16 protein-coding genes are annotated in these 20,071 nt (G+C 72.7%); 8 read left to right on the plus strand and 8 right to left on the minus strand.

The genetic code is table 11. The features are described from left to right. Positions 1-3 precede the first annotated feature (3 nt). A complete protein-coding gene (locus ACYVF7_RS20410) occupies positions 4-3,258 on the minus strand; it encodes a poly(A) polymerase (protein ID WP_460342755.1) in 3,255 nt (1,084 codons plus the stop codon). After that, a complete protein-coding gene (locus ACYVF7_RS20415; RefSeq protein WP_460342758.1) occupies positions 3,245-5,284 on the minus strand; it encodes an RNA ligase family protein in 2,040 nt (679 codons plus the stop codon). The genes ACYVF7_RS20410 and ACYVF7_RS20415 overlap by 14 nt, the downstream gene beginning before the upstream one ends. Before the next feature lie 240 nt (positions 5,285-5,524). On the opposite strand from ACYVF7_RS20415, the gene ACYVF7_RS20420 reads away from it, so the two are divergent. Continuing rightward, a complete protein-coding gene (locus ACYVF7_RS20420) occupies positions 5,525-6,088 on the plus strand; it encodes a GtrA family protein (protein ID WP_460342761.1) in 564 nt (187 codons plus the stop codon). Positions 6,089-6,269: 181 nt separating this feature from the next. Here the strand turns inward: ACYVF7_RS20420 and ACYVF7_RS20425 are convergent, their stop codons facing one another. From ACYVF7_RS20425 to ACYVF7_RS20450, 6 genes are all read right to left on the minus strand, one after another. Next, entirely contained in the window at positions 6,270-7,325 is a 1,056-nt protein-coding gene (locus ACYVF7_RS20425) for a DUF2293 domain-containing protein (protein ID WP_460342764.1), read from the minus strand. A 29-nt stretch (positions 7,326-7,354) separates the two neighbouring features. Then, positions 7,355-7,588 carry a molybdopterin dinucleotide binding domain-containing protein gene (locus ACYVF7_RS20430; RefSeq protein WP_460342767.1) on the minus strand — a complete coding sequence of 78 codons (234 nt, stop codon included), beginning with the start codon at positions 7,586-7,588 and terminating at the stop codon, positions 7,355-7,357. Further along, the gene (locus tag ACYVF7_RS20435) at positions 7,585-9,552 is read right to left on the minus strand and encodes a molybdopterin-dependent oxidoreductase (RefSeq protein ID WP_460342770.1); all 1,968 of its coding nucleotides are present in this window, start codon (positions 9,550-9,552) and stop codon (positions 7,585-7,587) included. The genes ACYVF7_RS20430 and ACYVF7_RS20435 overlap by 4 nt, the downstream gene beginning before the upstream one ends. Before the next feature lie 153 nt (positions 9,553-9,705). Beyond that, on the minus strand, positions 9,706-10,197 hold the full coding sequence (locus ACYVF7_RS20440) for a GNAT family N-acetyltransferase (RefSeq protein ID WP_460342773.1): 492 nt from the start codon (positions 10,195-10,197) through the stop codon (positions 9,706-9,708). Next, complete coding sequence (locus ACYVF7_RS20445) at positions 10,194-11,363, minus strand: anhydro-N-acetylmuramic acid kinase (protein ID WP_460342776.1); 1,170 nt, start codon at positions 11,361-11,363, stop codon at positions 10,194-10,196. The genes ACYVF7_RS20440 and ACYVF7_RS20445 overlap by 4 nt, the downstream gene beginning before the upstream one ends. Continuing rightward, positions 11,354-12,481, minus strand: coding sequence for a serine hydrolase domain-containing protein (locus ACYVF7_RS20450; RefSeq protein WP_460342779.1), 1,128 nt, complete (start codon positions 12,479-12,481; stop codon positions 11,354-11,356). Before ACYVF7_RS20450 ends, ACYVF7_RS20445 begins: the two co-directional genes overlap by 10 nt. Positions 12,482-12,567: 86 nt before the next feature. Here ACYVF7_RS20450 and ACYVF7_RS20455 point away from each other — a divergent pair, with 86 nt between their 5' ends. From ACYVF7_RS20455 to ACYVF7_RS20485, 7 genes are all read left to right on the plus strand, one after another. Next, positions 12,568-14,130: an ABC transporter substrate-binding protein gene (locus ACYVF7_RS20455; RefSeq protein ID WP_460342782.1), complete on the plus strand. Its 1,563-nt coding sequence runs from the start codon at positions 12,568-12,570 to the stop codon at positions 14,128-14,130. 11 nt (positions 14,131-14,141) lie between these two features. After that, on the plus strand, positions 14,142-15,104 hold the full coding sequence (locus tag ACYVF7_RS20460; RefSeq protein WP_460342785.1) for an ABC transporter permease: 963 nt from the start codon (positions 14,142-14,144) through the stop codon (positions 15,102-15,104). 16 nt (positions 15,105-15,120) lie between these two features. After that, positions 15,121-16,017 carry an ABC transporter permease gene (locus ACYVF7_RS20465; protein WP_460342788.1) on the plus strand — a complete coding sequence of 299 codons (897 nt, stop codon included), beginning with the start codon at positions 15,121-15,123 and terminating at the stop codon, positions 16,015-16,017. Continuing rightward, positions 16,014-17,018 carry an ABC transporter ATP-binding protein gene (locus tag ACYVF7_RS20470; protein WP_460342791.1) on the plus strand — a complete coding sequence of 335 codons (1,005 nt, stop codon included), beginning with the start codon at positions 16,014-16,016 and terminating at the stop codon, positions 17,016-17,018. The genes ACYVF7_RS20465 and ACYVF7_RS20470 overlap by 4 nt, the downstream gene beginning before the upstream one ends. Positions 17,019-17,281: 263 nt before the next feature. Beyond that, positions 17,282-18,007, plus strand: coding sequence for an oligopeptide/dipeptide ABC transporter ATP-binding protein (locus ACYVF7_RS20475; protein ID WP_460358022.1), 726 nt, complete (start codon positions 17,282-17,284; stop codon positions 18,005-18,007). A 62-nt stretch (positions 18,008-18,069) separates the two neighbouring features. After that, a complete protein-coding gene (locus ACYVF7_RS20480; RefSeq protein ID WP_460342794.1) occupies positions 18,070-19,011 on the plus strand; it encodes an N-acetylmuramic acid 6-phosphate etherase in 942 nt (313 codons plus the stop codon). A 340-nt stretch (positions 19,012-19,351) separates the two neighbouring features. After that, positions 19,352-20,041, plus strand: coding sequence for a response regulator transcription factor (locus ACYVF7_RS20485; RefSeq protein ID WP_460342797.1), 690 nt, complete (start codon positions 19,352-19,354; stop codon positions 20,039-20,041). Positions 20,042-20,071: the final 30 nt, after the last annotated feature.

Genomic DNA, 20,071 nt, shown 5'->3' on the forward strand with positions numbered 1-20,071 from the left:
AGATCAGTGGAGCGTCGGCACCTCGCCGCATCCGGCCCACTCGACGGTGACGCCGCGCAGCGTCGAGGCCCAGGGGCCCGCGATCGCGGCGAGCCCGGTGGCGTCCGGGGGCCTACGGCCCAGCCCCACCGCGAAGCGCGCCGCCCCCGGACCCGGCTCGTACGGCCGGGGCCAGGCGTGCGCGTCCGCGATCCCGGCGTCCTCCATCGCGGCGAGCAGTGCCCGGACCCGGCCTCGTACGCGGCCGAGCGTCACGCCGAACTCCTCTGCCGGCGTCTCTCGTACGGTGATGACTGCCCACGCGGCGTGCCGCCGGTGCATCGGCGGAGGCGACAGTAGCCCGGCCGGCAGCTCCCGGTCGGCCCCCGCCTCCTCCAGCATCTCCCAGGCTCGGTACAGCTCCCGCGTCAGGAGATCCCGCCCGCCGTCGCCGACCTGGTCGGTGCACGACCGAACGGGAGCCGTCGGGGTCATGATCCGGACGGCCGCCGGCACCACCGGATCCGGCTCCGGCTGGTCCGGCCCGACCTCCGGCGTGGGCTGGTTGGGTCCGGATCCTGGCGTGGGCTGCTCCGGCCCAGACCCTGATCCCGACTGGTCCGGCCCAGAGCCCGGCGCGGACTGGTCTGGCCCGGGTCCTGGCGCGGACTGGCTTGGCCTGGACCCCGGCCGATCCAGCCCGGATGCCGGCGCAGGCTCGTTTGGTCGGGATCCCGGCTCGGACTGGTTCGGCCGGAGCAGGACCGGGTGCCGCCAGTCCCAGGCGGCCCAGGTGCCGAAGAAGTGGCGGAGCAGGTCGCCCTCCGGGAGGTCCCCCGCCTCCCGGATCGTGCGCGCCGCCAGGATCGTCCAGGCCAGGCCGGGCAGACCGCCGAACGGAGCCGAGTCCAGGCCGCGTGCCTTCGCCCATGCCTTCACCTGCCGGGCGAGCCAGGTGAACCGGTCCCGGTGCCCGCCGACCGCAGCCAGGACGGCGTCGGCGTCGCTGACGGCGCTCAGCGCGATCGCGGACGCCTCGTCCAGTTCCGCGCGGCGCGGCACGGCCTCGGCCGGGGCGACGCTCCCTGCGGCGACCACCATCAGATCAACGTCCAGCCCCGCGTATCGGAACCGGAGGCCGGGCACCCGGGCGCCGGTCACGCGCCGCATCCCGGTCGACTCCGGAAGCGCCGCCGCGACACGTGCCCGGACATCCGCAGGGTCGGGCGCCCCAGGCAGCGTCGCCACCACGTCCAGGTCCGCGCCGGTCAGGGCACAGCCCATGCGCCGGGATCCGACGACCTCGACGACGCCCTCCGCCAGCGCGGCGCGGAGCCGCTCCGAGACCAGCTCCGCCGAGCGCAGCCGGGCCAGCGTGGTGCGCCGGTCGGCTTCGGGCGTGTGGGTCGGGGCGGTGCGTGGGTCGGTCTTGGGCGCGTGGGTCGGCGTGGTGGGCCGGTCGGCTTCGGGCGTGTGGGTCGGGGCGGTGCGGGGGTCGGTCTTGGCCGTCCGGGTCGGGGCGGCACGCGGGGCGGTCTCGGTCGTCGGCACCGGCGCGTTCTCGGGGTGGCGCTTGGGTGACGGTCCCTGCTCGTTCACGAGGGGTGCTTCGTCGTTGAGCCAGTGGATCTCGCCGGTTCCCAGGGCGACGGTCGCCCTGGGGCGCATCGGCTCGTCGGCCCGGCGTGACAGCAGCACGAGTTCGCCGACTCGGGTGGACACGCTACCGAGGCGTGCGTCGAAGCGGGCGATGAGACGTTCCGCGTCGCGTGTCTTTCCCAGGGTCAGGTGCGGGACACTGCCCGCGCCTCGGCAGCGCGGGAACGCGCGCTCCAGCGAGGCGCGCAGATCCGCCCAGGGGGCCGCCCCGGCTGCGGCCGGATCGAGCCAGATCGTCGCGTCGTCCCGGTGGTGGAAGGCGCGGACGCCCTCGAGCCGCGCCGTGAACGGGGCGGTCGCGGCCGCGGCGGCGGACAGCAGGGGCGCCGCCCGGTCGAACTCCGACTCCGGCACGAAGCCGAACATCAGGGTGACGTGCGGCGGCCACCGGTCGAATCGGGGGTCGTGGTCCCGGCGGATCTCCTGGATCGCCAGCCGTACGTCCTCCGGCGGGATCCACACCACCGCCGTCCGCGCTGTCGGCCGTACGTCGGACAGGCCGGAGGACGGCTGCGTCCCGTCGGCGGCGACGTCGACGGCGACGCCGTAGTGGTCGGACGGGAACAGGCCGTCCGGCGTCATCGGGGAGTCTCCGCGAAGACGCGCATCGGTGGCGTGAAGGGCGGAGCCGCTCAGGAACACCCGGTCGAGCCGGGACGCCCGGCCGGAGAGCGACGAGACGGCGGCCAGCGGATTGGCCGCCGGGTCGAAGGTCACGGCCGGGTCGGCGGGGCCGTGGATCTCGGTCCAGGCGTCCCGTACGCCGATTACGCCGGCGAGGGCGGTGTCCCCGTCGTTGAAGTCGCCGAGGAGGACGACGTCTCCGTCCACGCCGGCCAGGACCTCGGCGAGCCGCGCGAGTTCCGACTCGCGCCGGGCGGGGCCGTTCTCGGCGTGGTCGCTGGTCAGATGGGTCGCCGCCACGACGACCGGCCCGGCGGCGGACTCCACGGTGACGGCCGCGACGCCCTTGTGCGGGCCGAGGACGTGCAGGCCCGCCTCGCGTACGGGCAGGCGGCTGAGCACGAGGAGCCCGGTCTCGTCGACGTCGGGCCCCGCCGGATCGGTGCCCAGCGTGTAGCCGGAGCGGACCCAGGGTGCCCGCAGCAGCAGGTCGAGCAGACCGGCCTCGACCTCCTGCAACGCGATGACGTCCGCGTCGGAACGTTCGAGGGACTCCAGCAGCAGCGGCCGGCGGCGGGCGGTGTCGATGCGGTCGGCGTCGTAGCGGTCCCACAGGGTGTTCCACGTCAGCACCCGCAGGTGGGCCGGCGCCGGGCCGGCCGGTACGGGCTCGGCCGGACGCCAGCCCGCGACCGGGTCCCACGCCACCGGTGTCCTGGCGGTGAAGAACGGCGCCCGGAGTCTGCGGGCCTCCCGCACCCGGCCGGCCGGTGACGCGTCGACCCGGTCCACTCCCGCGCGACGGTCCCAGACCACCTCGCCGTCGGCCTCGATGAAGAGGATCCGGTGCCACGGGACGTCGCCGCCCGGCACGAACGCGGGCAGCGGGACGCGCTTGGGCGCGGCCCCACGGACGTTGATCCCCAGCAGGAACCGCGCGGGGTCGAACCGCGGGTCCCAGCGGATCCGGTGGTAGATCTCCTCACTGGTACGCACGGTCGCTCCTGGTGTCCGGGGGGATCGCGTCGTCGATGGCTCCGGCGACGTCGCCGACACCGCCGTCCGGACCGACGTACCAGGTGCGGTGCGCCTCACCGGGATAGGGCGGGGAGAAGCGGCGAAGCTGGGCGGAGAGCACGTCCGCGGGCACCGGGTGATCGCGGCCGGCGTTACGCCGGGTCAGCTGGTCGCCGGGGACCAGCATGACCGCGTGCGTCGTCAGTGCGTCGTGCCGGCGCGCCACGGCGTGGACCAGGGAACGCTGGTGCCGGTTCAGTGCCGTGGCGTCCCAGACGACGGTCGCGCCCTCCGCGAGGAGCGCGCCGAGCCGATGCAGCCCGGCCCGGAGAACCTCCGGGTTGGCCCTCTGGTCCGCGCGAGAGCCGCGGGCCTGGCGCAGGTCGTCGAGCGAGACGACCGCGTCGACGCCCGGAAGACCCGCCGCGAAGGTGCTCTTCCCACTGCCCGACGGCCCCGTCATGACGATGAGCCGGGGGAAGGCGCCGGACCGCCATCGCCAGGTGAGGGCCAGTGCCTCCTCCGGTGTGGCGATCCGGCCCAGCGCGTACGCCTCCCGCGCCTCGGCCCAGCAGCGGTCCGCCGCGTCCTGGCCGATATCGGGGTCGTCGGCGAGCGCCTGGCGCAGGCCGCGCAGCGGCTCCAGGGGCGACTCGGCGAGGAGCCCGGCCTCGTCGGCGTGCAGTTCGGACCAGCCGACCTGCTCGCGCTCCTCGGCGGCCTCGGCATCGTCGCGCCCGGTCAGCACCGCGGCGGCGACCGCGTGCAGCACGCCCACGTCGGCCATGACCGCCAGGCGTCTCAGGCCGGTGCGCCGCGCCTCGTCGGGGAACGGATGGTGCAGGCCGGTATGCAGGCCGACGAGGTCCGCGACCCGGCGGGCGAGGGGGATGCCGAGCGGCTCGGCCAGCCGCGGCATCAGCCGGGCCCGGTCGGTGTCGTGGAGGAGGGCCGCCAGCAGGCCCGCCAGGCGCTCGTCGCCGGAGCGCCCGAGGAGGTCGAGGCGGGCAGACGCGTCGGCGAGCACGGCCTCGGCGTGCTCGACGGCCGTGTCCCGCGCCGCGCGCGAGGCGTCGGACGCGCCAGGGACCGTTCCGGGTGTGTCGACGGTGACCGCAGAGCTGCCGGGACCGGTTTCGGATGTGCCGGGGGCGGTCGCGAAAGCACCGGGGGTGGTTCCGGAGACACTGGGTGCGACGGCGGAGGCATCTGCCAGCCTGGGGGCGGTCGCGGAAGCATCGGGAGCGGTTTCGGAGGCGCCGGGCGCGGCGGTGGACGCGCCGGGGGTCGGCCTGGGGGCGGGCAGGTCGGCTGTCGTCATTCCCACCGCATCGAGGAGGGCCGCCGGCTCCGGAGTCGCCCCCGAACGTGCCTGCCACAGCGCGGCGGCGGGGCCCAGGCCGTTCTCGACGATGGGGCCGAGCATCCAGTGCCGATCCGTGCGCACGTGCTCGCGTCGTACCCACTTGGCGACCCGGCGGGCGAACTCGTCGCGGTGGAAGCCGTCGACGGTGCGGACGACGTAGCCCTCCTGCCGTTCCGTGTCGAGGCGGAGCGCCCGGACGGCCCGCTCGTCGAAGACGCCGCGCCACAGTACGGCGGGGACGGGCAGGCCCAGCCGCCGGGCGAATCGTACGGTGTCGTCCCAGTCCAGGCAGTGGTCGCCGTCCCACACGGAGAAGGCGTAGAACCAGCCCTCCAGGTCCCGGTAGGCGATCGAGTGACGAGCGTAGAGGTTCTCCCCGCACACCCGCGTGCCGTCCGGTATGCGGTGAGCGATCCTCCCGTGCAGCGCCTTGATCCAGGCGCGGGACGGGTGGTGTCCGCTGTCCGTCGAACGGGCGTGCAGCCCGTCCGGGTACATCGTGGTGTTCTCCCCGTCGAGCTTCTCGGTGACGACGACGTCCCGGCCCGCGAAGCCGGACAGGTCGGCGGCGCGTACGTCGTCCGGGCCGACACCCGGCGACCAGGGCAGGTGAGGAGTGCGGGGATAGTGCACTCGCATGATCCGCTCCTGTCGACGACCGATGATTCTCCTGGCCGCGACTTTCCTGGCCGCGACGACCATAGGGGCGGGCGGGTCGGCGAATCCATCGAATTCCCGACGACCCGCGCGTTAGCCGGTCCGTTCGCGGGGGAATGATCGATGACGCGCGCGGCCCTGGATGGGCGGATACCGCGCGATCCGGCCCGACATGTCGGGGGACGGGCACATCCGATGGCCCATGGCCCGTAGACTGCCCGGGTGTCGCTTACCCGGATCACGCTCTCCCGAGTCCCCGCGCCACTGCGCCCGTTGCTGGTCAAGCATCGTGAGCTGGTGAAATTCGCCTTCACCGGCGGCGTCTGCTTTGTGCTGACGGCCGGGGTGAACTACGGGCTGAAGCTGACCGTCATGAAGACGAAGCCCGTGTCGGCGCTCACGATCGCGATCATCGTCGCGACGATCGCGTCGTACCTGATGAACAGCGGCTGGTCCTTCCGCGCTCGCGGGGGCCGCAGCCGCCACGTCGAGGCGGTGCTGTTCTTCGCGGTGAGCGCCCTGGGCGTCGCCGTCAACGACATCCCGCTCTACCTGGCGCGCTACGCGTTCGACCTGCAGTACCCGAACGTCAGCCACGTGGCCCAAGAGGTCTCCGACTTCCTCAGCGGCATGATCATCGGCACCCTGATGGGCATGGCCTTCCGCTGGTGGGCGATGAAGAAGTGGGTGTTCCCGCAGGAGAAGACCGTCGGCGGCACCGTCACGGCGGCGAGCGCCGGGCGTCTGCCCACCCCCGCCGACGAGGAGTCCGAGCTCGTCGCCTGATCCACGCCGCCGAGGTCCGCGCGTTCACCCGGCGGACGCGCGAGGCGGCGGCTGATAGCACCCAACGGCCTGGCCCCACCCAACGGCCTGGCCCCACCCAACGGCCTGGCCCCACGCAACGGCCGCCCAACGGCCTGGTCCTACCAGCGGGGCAGCCCTGCGACCTCGACCGACCAGCGGGTCAGTTCTGCCAGCGCTCCAGGACGGCGTCGACGTCGGCCCGGATCCGCTCCCGTGCGGTCATCCGCGGTACTCCGGACATCAGCAGCGTGTCGTAGCCGGTGTCCTCGTGCCGGATCGACGCGACGACCGCGGCTCTGATCGCCCCATCGTCCAGGGCGCGCCCGGCGGCGGACCGTCCGACGCGCCCGCTGCCGCGCGTCCCGGCATGCCGGGCGATCGCCTCCGCCCGGTCGGCGGGGCACCCGGGGAACATCCGCCTGATCTCGCCGGCCATTCTCGCCTGGAACTCCAGGTCCTCATCGGCGCGCCGTTCACGGTCACGCTCCCGCCGCCGGGCCCGTACGTCCTCGTCGGCGAGGCACTGCTCCTCGGCCAGCTCCAGCGCGGGCTCCTCGACCAGCAGCCCCTGCCGGTCGTACCGCTTGCGCCGCCGGTTGAATCGGACGACGACGGCGGACAGGGTGCTCGCCTTCTTCGCCCGCCGGGTGAGCGCGGCGTCCCCCGAGGGCAGGAAGACCAGGTGATCCATGTCGGCGCAGGTCAGGCAGGTCGACTGGTCGTCCTCCACGATCATGAGGTCGCCGGTGCCGTGACAGACCACGCAGTTCCAGTCCTTGAGCGGCATGACGACCACCAGGTCCGGAGCGCGGTTCTGCCGTTCGATCAGCCGTTCGCGCCTGGCCTCGGACAGGTCGGGGGACAACCAGTGCGTCCGGAACGCCCGCTCGACGGCCTCGTCGCCATCGGAGGTGAACCGTAGCGGCCGGCGATCGCGGGCGGCGGCGACGTACGCGGTCTCGCTCGGCCTCAGCCCCTGGCGCTCCGCCCATGCGCGGAGGGTCGCCAGCGCGGTGGCGAGCTTGTCAGGCCGTACGCTGAGCGCCTCCTCCAGGTCGGCGACGCGCCCCTGACGCCACTCGTCCACCCGCCGGCCGGGCAGCCAGCCCAGTCCGGTCAGGATGTCGATCATGGACACTGACCTGGAGCTCGTGAGGGCGGCCTCGGCCGCGGCGATGACCCGGCGTTCGAGAGCCGAGGCGGGTGCCCGGTTCATGACAGCCAAAAATACTGGACCGGCGTCCGTCAGGCGGGCTGGACCTCCACCGGCACCCCGTTGAGGACGGCGTTGCCCGACAGCGGGTCGAGGGCGAGCGGGTCGGTGAGGGCGTTGGCGTTCGCCCCCGGGTGGGCGGCGGCCACGGACATCCGGGTGCCGGGCAGGCCGTGACCCCACCCGTGGGGCAGGCTGACGACGCCGGGCATGACCTCGCCGGTGACCTCCACCTCGGCCTCGATCGTGCCGCCGGCGCTCGTCACCTTGGCCGTTCCGGCGTCCGTGAGCCCCAGCCGGCGTCGTCGGGGTTGACCTGCAGCGTGCAGCGGTTCGAGCCCCGGACCAGGCCGGGTAGGTTGTGCATCCAGCTGTTGTTCGACCGCAGGTGGCGGCGGCCGATGAGGACCAGGCCCGTACGGCGGCGGGCGAGGCCGTCGCGGAGGCGGCCGGTGTCCTCGGCCAGCGGCGGCGGGCACAGTTCGATCCGGCCGGACCGGGTCCGCAGGACCTCGGGCAGCCGGGGCTTCAGCGGGCCGAGGTCGATGCCGTGCGGTGCGTCCCGCAGCGCCTGGAGGGACAGGCCGCCGGGGATCGCGCCGAAGCCGTCGCCGTACGCTCCGAGGCGCAGCATGAGGTCGAGGCGGCGCAGCGCCGGGGTGTCGCCGGTGAGCAGCGGGCGCAGCTCCGCCGGGTCCCGGCCGTGGACGGGGGAGGACGGGTCGGCGACCGCCTTGCCGAGGAGATGGGCGGTGACCGATTCGTCGGTGTCGGTGTCCTGTCCGGACACGATGCCGATGAGGCGGGACAGGATCGCGCACTCGTCGAGTTCCCCGTCCCGGAGGGGGAGCGCGGGCGGGGAGTATCGCGCGTTGTTGCGCACGGCGAACTCCCCGAACGCGATGTCGTAGTGCGGAGACCGGCTCGGCGGGGGCGGCGGGAGGATGACGTCGGCGTGCCGCGTCGTCTCGCCCAGGTACGGATCGACGCTGACCATGAACTCCAGGCCGTCGAGCGCGTCCCCGAGGCGTTCGCCTCCGGGCGTGGACAGCACCGGGTTGCCGGCCACCGTGATCAGGGCGCGCACCTGGCCCTCGCCGGGGGTGAGGATCTCGTCGGCCAGCGTGGTGGCGGGCAGCTCGCCCTTCACCTCCGGCAGTCCGCGGACGCGGCTGCGCCAGCGGCCGGTCCGGAAGCCGGGTCCGGTGCCCTTGCCCGGGCGGCGGTGCGCGCCGAGGGGGAACATCGCGCCGCCGGGCCGGTCCAGGTTGCCGGTCAGCACGTTGACGACGTCGACCAGCCAGTTGGTGAGCGTGCCGAACTCGGCGGTGCAGGTGCCGATGCGGGCGTAGACGGCGGCGCCGGGGGCGGCGGCGAGCTCGCGGGCCAGCCGCCGGATCTCCTCGGCCGGGACGCCGCAGACATCCGCCACCCGCTCCGGAGCGAAGTCGCGGCTGAGCCGCTCCACGTCCGCCACGCCGTCGACCCCCGGAGTGTCGGCGACCAGCCCCTCGGCGAACAGGGTCTGCACGACGCCGAACAGCAGGTAGGCGTCGGCGCCCGGCCGGATCGGCAGGTGCCGGTCGGCGAGGCGGGCGGTGCGGGTCCGGCGCGGGTCGACGACGACCAGGGTGCCGCCGCGCCGGCGGAGCGCCTTCAGCTTCCCGGGGAAGTCGGCGGCGGTGCACAGACTGCCGTTGGACTCGAGGGGGTTGGCGCCGAGCATCAGCAGGTAGGAGGTGCGGTCCAGGTCCGGCACCGGGATGGCGAGGGGGTCGCCGAACAGCAGCCCGCTCGAGACGTGCTTGGGCATCTGGTCGACGGTGCTCGCGGAGTAGACGTTCGTGCTGCCGAGCGCCCGCGCGAGCGGCCCGGCGTACAGGCCGCCCGCGAGAGTGTGCACGTTGGGGTTGCCGAGGTAGAGGGCGAGCGCCTGGCGGCCGTGGCGTCCGACGACTCCGTCGAGGCCGCGGCGCACCGCCGCGAACGCCTCCTCCCAGCCGACCGTGCGCCAGCCGTCGCCGTCGCGGATCATGGGGGAGCGCAGCCGGTCGGGGTCGTTCTCCAACTCGTCGATGGTCGCGCCCTTGGGGCAGATGAAGCCGTGGCTGAAGACGTCGGCGCGGTCGCCCCGGGCGCCGGTGACCCGGCCATCGGTGATCGTCAGCTCGAGGCCGCAGGTGGCCTCGCACAGGGGGCAGATCCGGTACGCGGTCGTCGTCTCGGGCATCGGCCCTCCACAGCACCTGGGTTGTTTGACGCAACGATAGGACCGTGGTCGCCACAATGGAACCCGATTCGGGTTTCGGTTTCTCCCCGGCCGGCGTCTGGAGCCTGGAACACGGTCAACCGATCGACCACTCCTGCAGAATGTGCGGCTTCGTTACCGAGGGGCCGGGCGGAGGTACCTCACCTGTGGTGCCCGCCAGCGCGGATCGACCAGCCGTACGCCCTCGGGACGGAATCCGGCACGTTCGTAGAGCGTGCGTGCGCGGTCGTTGTCCTCGAACACCCACAGTCGTACGTCCACGCCGGGCATCGCGTCGATCGCGTGCTGGAGCAGGCCGCGCCCCACGCCCGCCCCCGATGCGGCCGGATGGACGTAGAGGGCGGCCAGATAGCCCCCGCCGGGGTGATCGGCGTCGTCGCCGTAGCGGACGAACCCGGCCGGCCGCCCGGTGCCGTCGACGGCGAGCACGGTCGTGAGGCCGGGGCCGCTCAGCCCCGCGGTCAGGTCGGCCGCGACGGTGTCGGCGTCGAGGGCGTCGATCACCTCGTCCGGCACGACGTCTCGATACCCGGCCCGCCACGCCGCCACGAAGATGCCGGCCATCGCGCGCAGGTCCTCGGTGACCGCCTCCCGGCAGGAGATCATTTGACGGCCATCCGGCTCGGCCGGGTGGTCGCGGGCTCCGGCAGCCGCAGCGGGGCCGCGCCAGGGATCACGGATCCCAGGACCGAGCCGGTACGCGCGCCGGTCGCCGACGCGATCGTGCCCTCGATGCCGTGCACGGACAGGTAGCCCAGGAGCCCGAACAGGTATGCCTCCTTCGCCTGGGCCGGCAGGCCGAAGTCCTCGATCGGCCGGACGCGCACCGGCGCCGAGAGCTCGGCGATCCGCCGCATCATGGTCGGGTTGCGCACCCCGCCGCCCGCGACGACGAGTTCGGCCAGCGCGTGTGCCCGGCACGCGTCGGCCACGAGCCTCGCGGTCAGTTCCGTGAGCGTCGCGAGCAGGTCGTCGGTTCCGATGTCGAGCCCGCCGACGGCGTCGCGGACGTAGTCGGCGTGGAAGAGCTCCTTGCCGGTGGACTTGGGCGGTTCGGCGCGGTAGTACGGCTCGGCGAGCAGCCGATCGAGTAGCGCCGCGTGCACCGTGCCCCGTGCCGCCCGCGCACCCCCGGCGTCCATTCGCTCGGCGCCCGCGGTGGCGTCGCTGACGGCGCTGTCCATCAGCGCGTTCGCGGGCCCGAGGTCGTACGCGATCACGTTTCCGCCCGCGTCGCGCACGGTGATGTTGGCGATGCCGCCGAGGTTGAGGGAGCCGCGCCGTACCTCGTCCGACAGCACGAGCAGCGCGTCCAGCGTCGAGGCGAGCGGCGCGCCGTGGCCGCCACGGGTCACGTCGCGCGTACGCAGGTCGGAGACGGTGGTCACGCCGGTCGCCTCGGCGATCCAGGCCGCGGCCCCCAGTTGCAGCGTGCCGAGCGCGTGCGGGCCCTCGACCCAGTGGAAGACGGTCTGCCCGTGGGAGACGATCAGGTCCGCGCTCCCGCCGGTGAGGCGCTCGTTGGCCGCCGCCGCGACCGAGCCGAACAGCCGGCCCAGCTCGGTGTCGAGCCGGCACACCTCTTCCATCGTCGTGGGATGCGGCGGCAGGGCGGCCGCTATCCGGGCCCGGAGCTCGTCCGGGACGGCCTCGCTGTACAGCCCGCGAGGTCGGCAGACGACCTCCTCGCCAATCAGCGAGAAGTCGGCGGCGGCGGCGTCGACCGCGTCATAGGACGTACCACTGATCATGCCGATGACGGTCAGGTCCATCGCGGTCTCCTCAGGTGGTCCTCGGCCGCGGTGAGTACCCGCAGCCACATTCGTTCGGTCGCCCGGGGCGGGCCGCCCGCGTGCAGCCGGTTGGTGATCATCGCGACTCCGGCCCGGTGCCCGGGCAGTACCGCGAACGCGACTCCGGGGAAGCCGGCGTGCCCGACGGCGGGACCAGAGGGAAGGTCCCAGACCCGGAATCCCAGCGCCTGATGAGGGTCGGCGCCGGCCGCGAGGAACTCGGCGACCGTGTCACGCCGGATCGGCCCGTCACCGTCCAGCCGGCTCAGCAGGCCCGTCGCGAACCGCAGGAGGTCGGCGGCCGTCGTGAACAGCCCGGCGTGTCCGGCGACTCCGCCGAACGCGTGGAAAGCGTTGCCGTCGTTCACCTCACCGACCAGCACATGGTCACGCCAGCCGTCGAAGTCGGTGACGGCGCCGTCGACCGGGTACGGGACTCCGGTGCCGATCATGTCCTGTTCGACGGTGTCGCCGTTGGAGCTGGCGGCCACCGGTCCTCCGGGTGCGGGCGTGGCGTAGCGGGTTTCGGTCAGCCCGAAAGCTCGCAGCACCAGCTCGTCCACGGTCGCCGCGAGGTCGCCGCCGACGCGTGCGACGAGCGCGCCGAGCAGGACGAACCCGAGGTCCGAGTAGTGCCGGCCCTCGCCCGGCCCATAGCGGAGCGGCAGGCGGGCGGCGAGCGAGACGGCGTCGTCGCCGCGGGCGCCCTTCAGGTACAGCGGCCACCATTCCCACAGGCCGGCGCGGTGCTCGAGCAGGTCGCGGACGGTGCCGTGCCGGTCGAGTTCCGGCAGGTGGCGGGCGACCGGTGCGTCCAGGGAGACCTCTCCGGCGTCCACCAGCGCCATCAGCGCGGCCGTCGTACCGACGACCTTGCTCACCGACCCGGCGTCCGTTCTCGTGGCCCAGTCCATCTCCACCGGCCCTCCGGCCGCGCCGCGCCGTGCGAGCCCTCCGGCGGCGTAGCGCACCCGGCCGCCTTCGGCGACGGCGACGAGCGCCCCGGGCGGGGCGGCGCTCCCGTCGGGGGACGCCCCCAGCAGGTCGGTGACGACGGTGACCAGCGGGTCAGTGGTGAGCCGGGTAATTTCGGACACGAGGCAGATGTTAATGGTTAACCTATTGTCTGTCATTAAGGTCAACCATTAACGTCTGGGGCAACTCGTTGCTCGGAGGACCTTCCATGACGCCCTTCACTTCGCCCGGCCATAGCGGTATCCGGTTCTGGACCACCTCCATCGCGCTCACCGCCGCCGCCACCGCCATGGCGGCCTGCTCGCCCAGCGGTTCGCAGAACTCCTCGTCCTCATCCGGCGCCTCCACGTTCGTCGTCGCCCGTACGGGCGATGTCGACAAACTCGATCCGCAGCTGGCGACGGCGTTCCAGACCCAGCAGACACTGGGCCTCGTCTACTCCAGGTTGGTGGCGACCAGCCCCACCGGTCAGATCCAGCCCGACCTGGCGACCCAGTGGAAGGTCTCGCCCGACGGGCGGACCGTCGACTTCACCCTTCGTACGGGCGTGACCTGGCAGGACGGTTCGCCATTCACCTCGGGCGACGTCAAAGCGTCGATCGAGCGGATCCTCGACCAGAAGACCGGCGCGGTCGCCCGCTCGAACCTGACCGCGATCGAGAAGGTGGACGCCCCCGACAACGCCACGGTCGTGCTGCACCTGTCACAACCGTCGGCCTCGCTCCTCTACTCGCTGGCGACGGTGAACTCCTCGATCGAGTCCGCCAAGGACATCTCCGCCGGGACGGTCGGCAAGAAGCCCAACGGGACCGGAGCGTTCGCCTGGAACGCCTGGAACCCCGGCCAGCAGGTCGTCCTCACCGGCAACGCGAAGTACTTCGGCGGCGTACCGAAGATCAAGAAACTCGAGTTCCGGGTCATCCCGGACGAGTCGTCGATCCTGTCCGGCATGAAGGCCGGCGCGTTCCAGCTCGGCCTGATCTCCGACCCCGGCGTCGCCCGCCAGGCCGGCAAGTCCAGCACGTACTCGCTGGCCAAACAGCCGGCCCTGTCGTACCACGTCCTGATGCTCAACGGCCGGAAGGGCCCGCTGCGGACCCAGCAGGTGCGGCAGGCCATCAGCTGCGCCATCGACCGTAACCAGGTGGTGCAGACGGCGGCCTACGGCGACGGCACCGTGACCGGCCCCATCACCAGCCCGGCCTTCGCGTACTCGGCGACGGACGGCCTGCCCTGCACGCCGGGCGACGTCGCCAAGGCGCGCTCGATGCTGGCCGCGGCCGGTTACGCGAAGGGCTTCACGCTCAGCACCATCGTCGAGACCGGTGAGTACGCCACCGCCGGCGCCGAGGCCCAGAACCTCCAGGCGCAGCTGTCCAAGATCGGCGTGAACCTGCAGCTGAAGCAGATGTCCACCGGCCCGTACGTGTCGGCGTGGCTCGCGGCGGACTACGACGCCGCCGTCGCGCTGAACGGCGGCTCGTACGACCCGTTCCTGATGTACGGGCGCTACTACACCTCCGGCGGCAGCCTCGCCAAGCCAGCGGGCCTGGACTCCTCGACGCTGTCCGGCCTGCTCGGCCAGGGCAACTCCACCAGCGACGAGGGCAAGCGGCAGCAGACCTTCCGCGACCTCCAGAAGGAGCTGCTGGCCGAGTCCCCGTGGGTGTGGATGTTCCGCTCGGACGACTACTACCTGGTCGGCTCGGGCGTCCACGGCTTCACGCCTCGTCCGGACGAGCTGCTCAGCTCCCTGGCCGGCGCGTCCTGAGAGCGGCGAGCATGCTGAACTGGCGATGGCTGGGGGCCCGGCTCCTGGGCGCCCTGATCACCCTGCTGGGGGTGACGGTGGTCGTCTTCGTCGTCCTGCGCGCCATTCCGGGAAACGCGATCACCGCGTCGCTCGGCGTCGAGTCCGGAACGCTGACCCCCGCGCAGCGGGCCTCGCTCGAGCACTTCTACGGGATCGACAAGCCCTGGTTCGCCCAGCTCTGGGGGTGGATCTCGGGCGTCACGCACGGCGACCTGGGGTTGTCGCTGACCAGCGGCCAGTCCGTCACCGGCCTGGTGGGCAAGGCGCTGCCGGTGACGGTCGAACTCGCCGTGCTGTCCGCGGTGATCGGGACCGCCTTCGGCGTGCTGCTCGGTGTGCTCGCCGGCAACCGGCCGGGACGGGCCTCCGACTCGCTCACCCAGGGCGCGTCCCTGGTCGGGCTGGCGATCCCCGAGTTCGTGCTCGGCACCGCCGTGGTGACGTTCCTCGCCGAGGCGTTCCACTACTTCCCCGACACCGGGACGTTCGTGCCGCTGACCCGCTCGGTGGCGGGGAACATGAGCCAGATCCTCTACCCGTCCCTCGTGCTCGCGGTCGCGTTCGCGGCCAACGTGATGCGCACGACCCGATCGGAGTACGTCGAGATGGCCGAGGCCGACTACGTGCGCACCGCGCGTGGCAAGGGCCTGTCGCCGGGCCGGGTCCGGACCTCGCACATCCTGCGCAACGCCACCATCCCGATCGTCACGCTGACCGGTATCCAGTTCGGCTACCTGCTCGGCGGCACCGTGATCATCGAGCAGATCTTCGCGCTGCCCGGTATGGGACGCCTGCTGTTCACCGCCATCTCCAACCGGGACTACCCGGTGGTGCAGGGCACGGTGCTGGTCATCGCGGTGCTGTTCGTCTTCGTCAACCTGCTCGTCGACCTGCTCTACCGGATCATCGACCCGCGGACACGTGCCGCATGAGTACGGAGGAGGGCGCATGAGTGTCCTGCCCACGGTGGCCGAGCCCGTCGACTCCGCTCCCGCCGTGCCCGGACGGTCGTGGCTGCTCGCCCGGGTCTGGCGGGACCGCAACGGGCGGATCGGCCTGACCGTCATCCTGGTGCTCGCCGTCGTCGCCGTGCTCGGCGCGTTCGGGGTGCTGCCGCACGACCCGATCGCGCAGCACCCGGCCGCCCGGCTGCGGGGTCCGTCCGGCGGCTACTGGTTCGGTACCGACCAGTTCGGCCGGGACGTGGCCGCGCGGGCCGCCGTCGGAATCTGGACGTCGCTGCGGGTCGCGGTCGTCTCGGTGGCGGCCGCGGCCGTGATCGGCTCGATCCTGGGCATCAGCGCCGGCTTCTTCCGCGGTTGGGTGGACCAGGTCGTCAGCCGCTTCGTCGACATTCTCTTCGCCTTCCCCGCGATCCTGCTGGCGCTCGCGGTCGTCAGCGCCCTGGGCAGCGGATGGCAGAACACCGCGATCGCGATCGCCGTCGTGTACACGCCGATCTTCGCCCGGGTGTCACGTGGGCCGACACTCTCCGTCGGCACCTCGGAGTACGTGAAGGCGCAGCGGGTGCTCGGCACGCCACTGCCACGGATCCTCCTCCGCCACGTGCTGCCGAACGTCAGCGCGCCGATCATCGTGCAGGTGACACTGGCGCTGTCCTGGGCGATCCTCACCGAGTCCGCGCTGTCGTTCCTCGGCCTGGGAACACGGCCCCCGACGCCCAGCCTCGGCCTGATGGTCTCCGAGGCCCGCAACACCGTCGCGGACGCGTGGTGGACGCTGACCTTCCCGGCGCTCGCGATCGTCGTCGCGGTGATAGCGCTCAACCTGCTCGGCGACGGTCTGCGCAGCGCACTCGACCCGCGAAGGGACTCTCGCCGATGAGCGAACCGATGCTGGCGGTACGCGGCCTGCACACCGCGATCCGCACCCCGTCCGGGCCGCTGGAGATCCTGCGGGGGATCGACCTCGAGGTCGACCGTGGCGAGACGCTCGCCGTGGTGGGCGAGTCCGGTTCGGGCAAGTCGTTCACCGCGCTGAGCATCGCCGGCCTGCTGCCGAGCGGCGCCTCCGTCACCGATGGTCAGGTCCTCCTGGAGGGCCGGGACCTGGTGGCGCTGCGCGAGGCCGAGCGCCGTGCCGTACGCGGCGCCGAGATCGGCATGGTCTACCAGGATCCGATGACGTCCCTGAACCCGATGATGCGTATCGGCAGACAGGTGACCGAGGGACTGCGGGCGCACGGCTGGTCGAAGGAGGAGGCCCGCGAACGGGCGGTGACCGTGCTCGGCGAGGTCGGCCTGCCGTCGCCGCGGGCGCTGATGAGGCTCTACCCGCACCAGCTCTCCGGCGGCATGCGGCAGCGGGTGCTGATCGCGTGCGCGATCGCGCCCCGGCCCAAGGTGCTGATCGCCGACGAGCCGACCACGGCGCTGGACGTGACGATCCAGCAGCAGATTCTTCAGCTGGTCTCCCGGCTGCGGGACGAGTACGGGCTCGCGGTCGTCTGGATCACCCATGACCTCGGCGTGGTGGCGCGGATCGCCGACCGGGTCGCCGTCGTGTACGCCGGCCGGGGCATCGAGCTGGCCCGTACGCGCGAGCTGTTCGCCACCCCGAACCACCCTTATACCGACGGCCTCCTGCGCTCGCTGCCGACACCCGGCGACCCGCACCAGGAGCCGTTGCCGCAGATCGGCGGCAGCCCGGTCGCGCTGTCCGCGCTCCCGCAGGGGTGCCCGTTCGCGCCGCGCTGCCCCGAACGACAGGATCGCTGCGACACGGAGGAACCTCCCTTGATCGACCGTGGCGGCTCACGAGCCGCATGCTGGGTGCCGCGCGGGGACTGGCGCGCGCCGTCCGCGGAGGTGACCACCCGTGCGTGACCGGGGCGCCTCCGGCGAGATCGCGATCGAGGTCCGCGACGTCGTGAAGCACTACCGCACGCCGGGGCGCGGCGAGGTCCACGCGCTCGACCGGGTGAGCGTGAGCGTCGGACGCGGTCAGGTGCTCGGCGTCGTGGGGGAGAGCGGCTGCGGGAAATCGACGCTCGCGCGACTGCTGACCCGGCTCGAACGGCCGGACTCCGGCAGCGTCGAGATCCTCGGGCAGGCGGATCGACCTCGCCAGGCGACGAGAACTGCGCGAACTGCGGCGCGACGTCCAGCTCGTCTTCCAGGACCCGTACGCCTCCCTCGATCCACGGCAGCGGGTCGGCGCCGCGCTGGCCGAGGTCCTGACGGTGCACCGGCTGCCGTCCGGTACGGGCCGTGTCGCCGAGCTGCTCGAAACGGTCGGGTTGCCGCCGTCGACCGCCGACCGGTACCCCCACCAGCTCTCCGGCGGACAGCGGCAGCGCATCGGGATCGCCCGGGCGCTCGCCGTCCAGCCGCAGATCCTCGTGCTGGACGAACCCGTGTCGGCGCTGGACGTGTCGGTCCGCGCGGAGATCATCAACCTGCTGGCCCGGCTGCGCGGCGAGCTCGGACTGACGTTCGTGTTCATCTCTCACGACCTCGGCATGGTGCGCCATCTCGCCGACCAGATCGCGGTGATGTATCTCGGGAAGATCGTCGAGTACGGACCGTGGGACGTCGTGTCCGACGCCCCGGGGCATCCGTACACCCGGGCGCTGCAGGCGGCGGTGCCGATCGCCGACCCTGGGCTCGACGCTCCGCCGGCCGACCTGGTCGTCACCGGGGAGGTCCCGGACGCCGCCGACCCGCCGTCGGGATGCCGTTTCCACCCGCGATGCCCGCTGTCCGAAGACCGCTGCCGTGGGGCTGAACCGCTCATGCTTCCCGAGTCCGGCGGGCATCGGCTGGCCTGCCACGTCGTGAACAGCGAAACGACGGCCGACGGGGCGGCCCGGTGACCATGACCCCTCGACCGCCTGGTAGGGCCGCCTGAGAGATGTCTCCGACAGAAAGGCCGTTCGTGAACCACTTCGGAATCCGGGTCGCGTCCCCGACCGAGCAGGTCAACACCCGGACCGCCGAACTCGACGCCGTGCCGACGCTCGAGCTCGTCCGCCTGCTCCACGAGGAGGACCGCACCGTCCCCGACGCGGTCGCCGTGGTGCTGCCCCGGCTGGCCGCGCTGGTGGACGACGCGGCGGCGCGGGTCACCGGCGGCGGCCGGGTGCACTACTTCGGCGCGGGGACGTCCGGACGGCTCGGCGTGCTCGACGCGGCCGAACTGCTCCCGACGTTCGGACTGCCCGATGGCGTGGTCATCGCCCATCAGGCCGGTGGCGCCAGGGCGTTGGTCCACGCCGTCGAGAACGCCGAGGACGAGGACCACGGGGCCGACGCCGCCGATGTCACCGGGGCGGACGTGGTGATCGGCCTGACCGCCTCCGGTCGTACGCCCTATGTCGGGGCGGCGCTGACGGCCGCTCGCACCGCCGGGGCGGCCACCGCGCTCATCACCTCGAATCCGAACGCCTCGCTGGCCGAGCTCGCGGACCATCTGCTCGTCGCGGACACCGGCCCGGAGGCGATCATGGGTTCCACCCGGCTCAAGGCCGGCACCGCGCAGAAGCTCATCCTGAACGCGTTCTCGACCGCGCTGATGGTGCGGCTGGGGCACACCTACCGCAACCTGATGGTCGACATGCGGGCGACCAACGCGAAACTGCGCGGACGGACGATGCGGTTGCTCGCGCAGGCCACCGGAGCGGACGACGCCGAATGCGCGGAGGCGCTCGATCTCTGCGGTGACCTGAAGACCGCGCTGGTCTTCCTGCTCGCGCGGCGGCACACGCCGGCGGCGCCCCAGCAATGCCGAGCCGCGCTGGAGATGTCCGGCGGACGGGTCCGGCAGGCGCTGGCGATCCTGAACGTCGACCCCTCGCCCCCGGCCGATCTCCAGGCCTGACCAGGCCGCCGAGGGCGTGCCCCCCGGCGGCCGGATCAGCGGGAACGGGCCTGGAAGGCGTCTTTCGCGGTTCGTGGGAATCACCTCGTATCACACCCGTACGCTTTTCACATGGCCGGAACGGGCCAGTGGCCCGTAAAGGGCGATTCCGGTGATCCGGGTGTCGCCGAAAACGGCCTCTCCAGCGGTCCGTCCGAGTGATGCCCAGCACTTCGCGGTCGGAAGGCGGCCGACCGGCCGCCGGTGGACCATGGCCCGCGTAGACGCCGATGGCGCCGAGGATCTACGGTTTTGACCGAAATTCTGACCAAGATCGAATCCGGGATGACACGGTGGTGTCATGATCGCCCAAGCCGAGCCGCGGGACGCGCCGCGGTCGCGCCTTCTCCTCGTCGAGGACGACGGGGAACTCAGCGAGATGCTCGCCCGGCTCTTCTCCGACGAGGGCTACATCGTCGACGTCGCCCGTGACGGCCAACGCGGCCTGCACCTGGGCCTGAGCCGGTCGTACGACGCGATGATCATTGACCGAGGGCTGCCCGCGATCGACGGCCTCGACCTGCTGGTCCGGCTGCGCCGGCGGGCGGTCGCCACCCCCGTCCTGGTCCTGACCGCGCTCGGCGCCGTCGCGGACCGGGTCGCGGGGCTCGACGCGGGCGCCGAGGACTACCTGATCAAACCGTTCGAGGTCGACGAGCTGCTGGCGCGGGTACGCGCCCTGCACCGCCGTAACCGCGACAGCGCCCAGGTCCTGCCGTTGGGCGACGGCAGGTTCGACCTGACGACCCGGGTCGTGACCCTGCCCGACGGCGGGCAGGTGGCGCTGTCGGGCAGGGAGTACGAGCTGCTGCGGGTGCTGGCGGCGCGCCCCGACCAGGTGCACACCCGCGCCGCGCTGCGCGAACGCGTCTTCGAGGCGGCACAGGCGGAGTCCATCGTCGACACCTACGTCTACTACCTGCGCAACAAGCTCGGCCGCAAAGCCGTGCGCACCGTACGCGGCGTGGGCTACCGGGCGGGTGAACTGTGAGCCGGATCGCGAGTCGGGAGCGGATCGCCG

The organism is Actinoallomurus acanthiterrae (assembly GCF_054775715.1).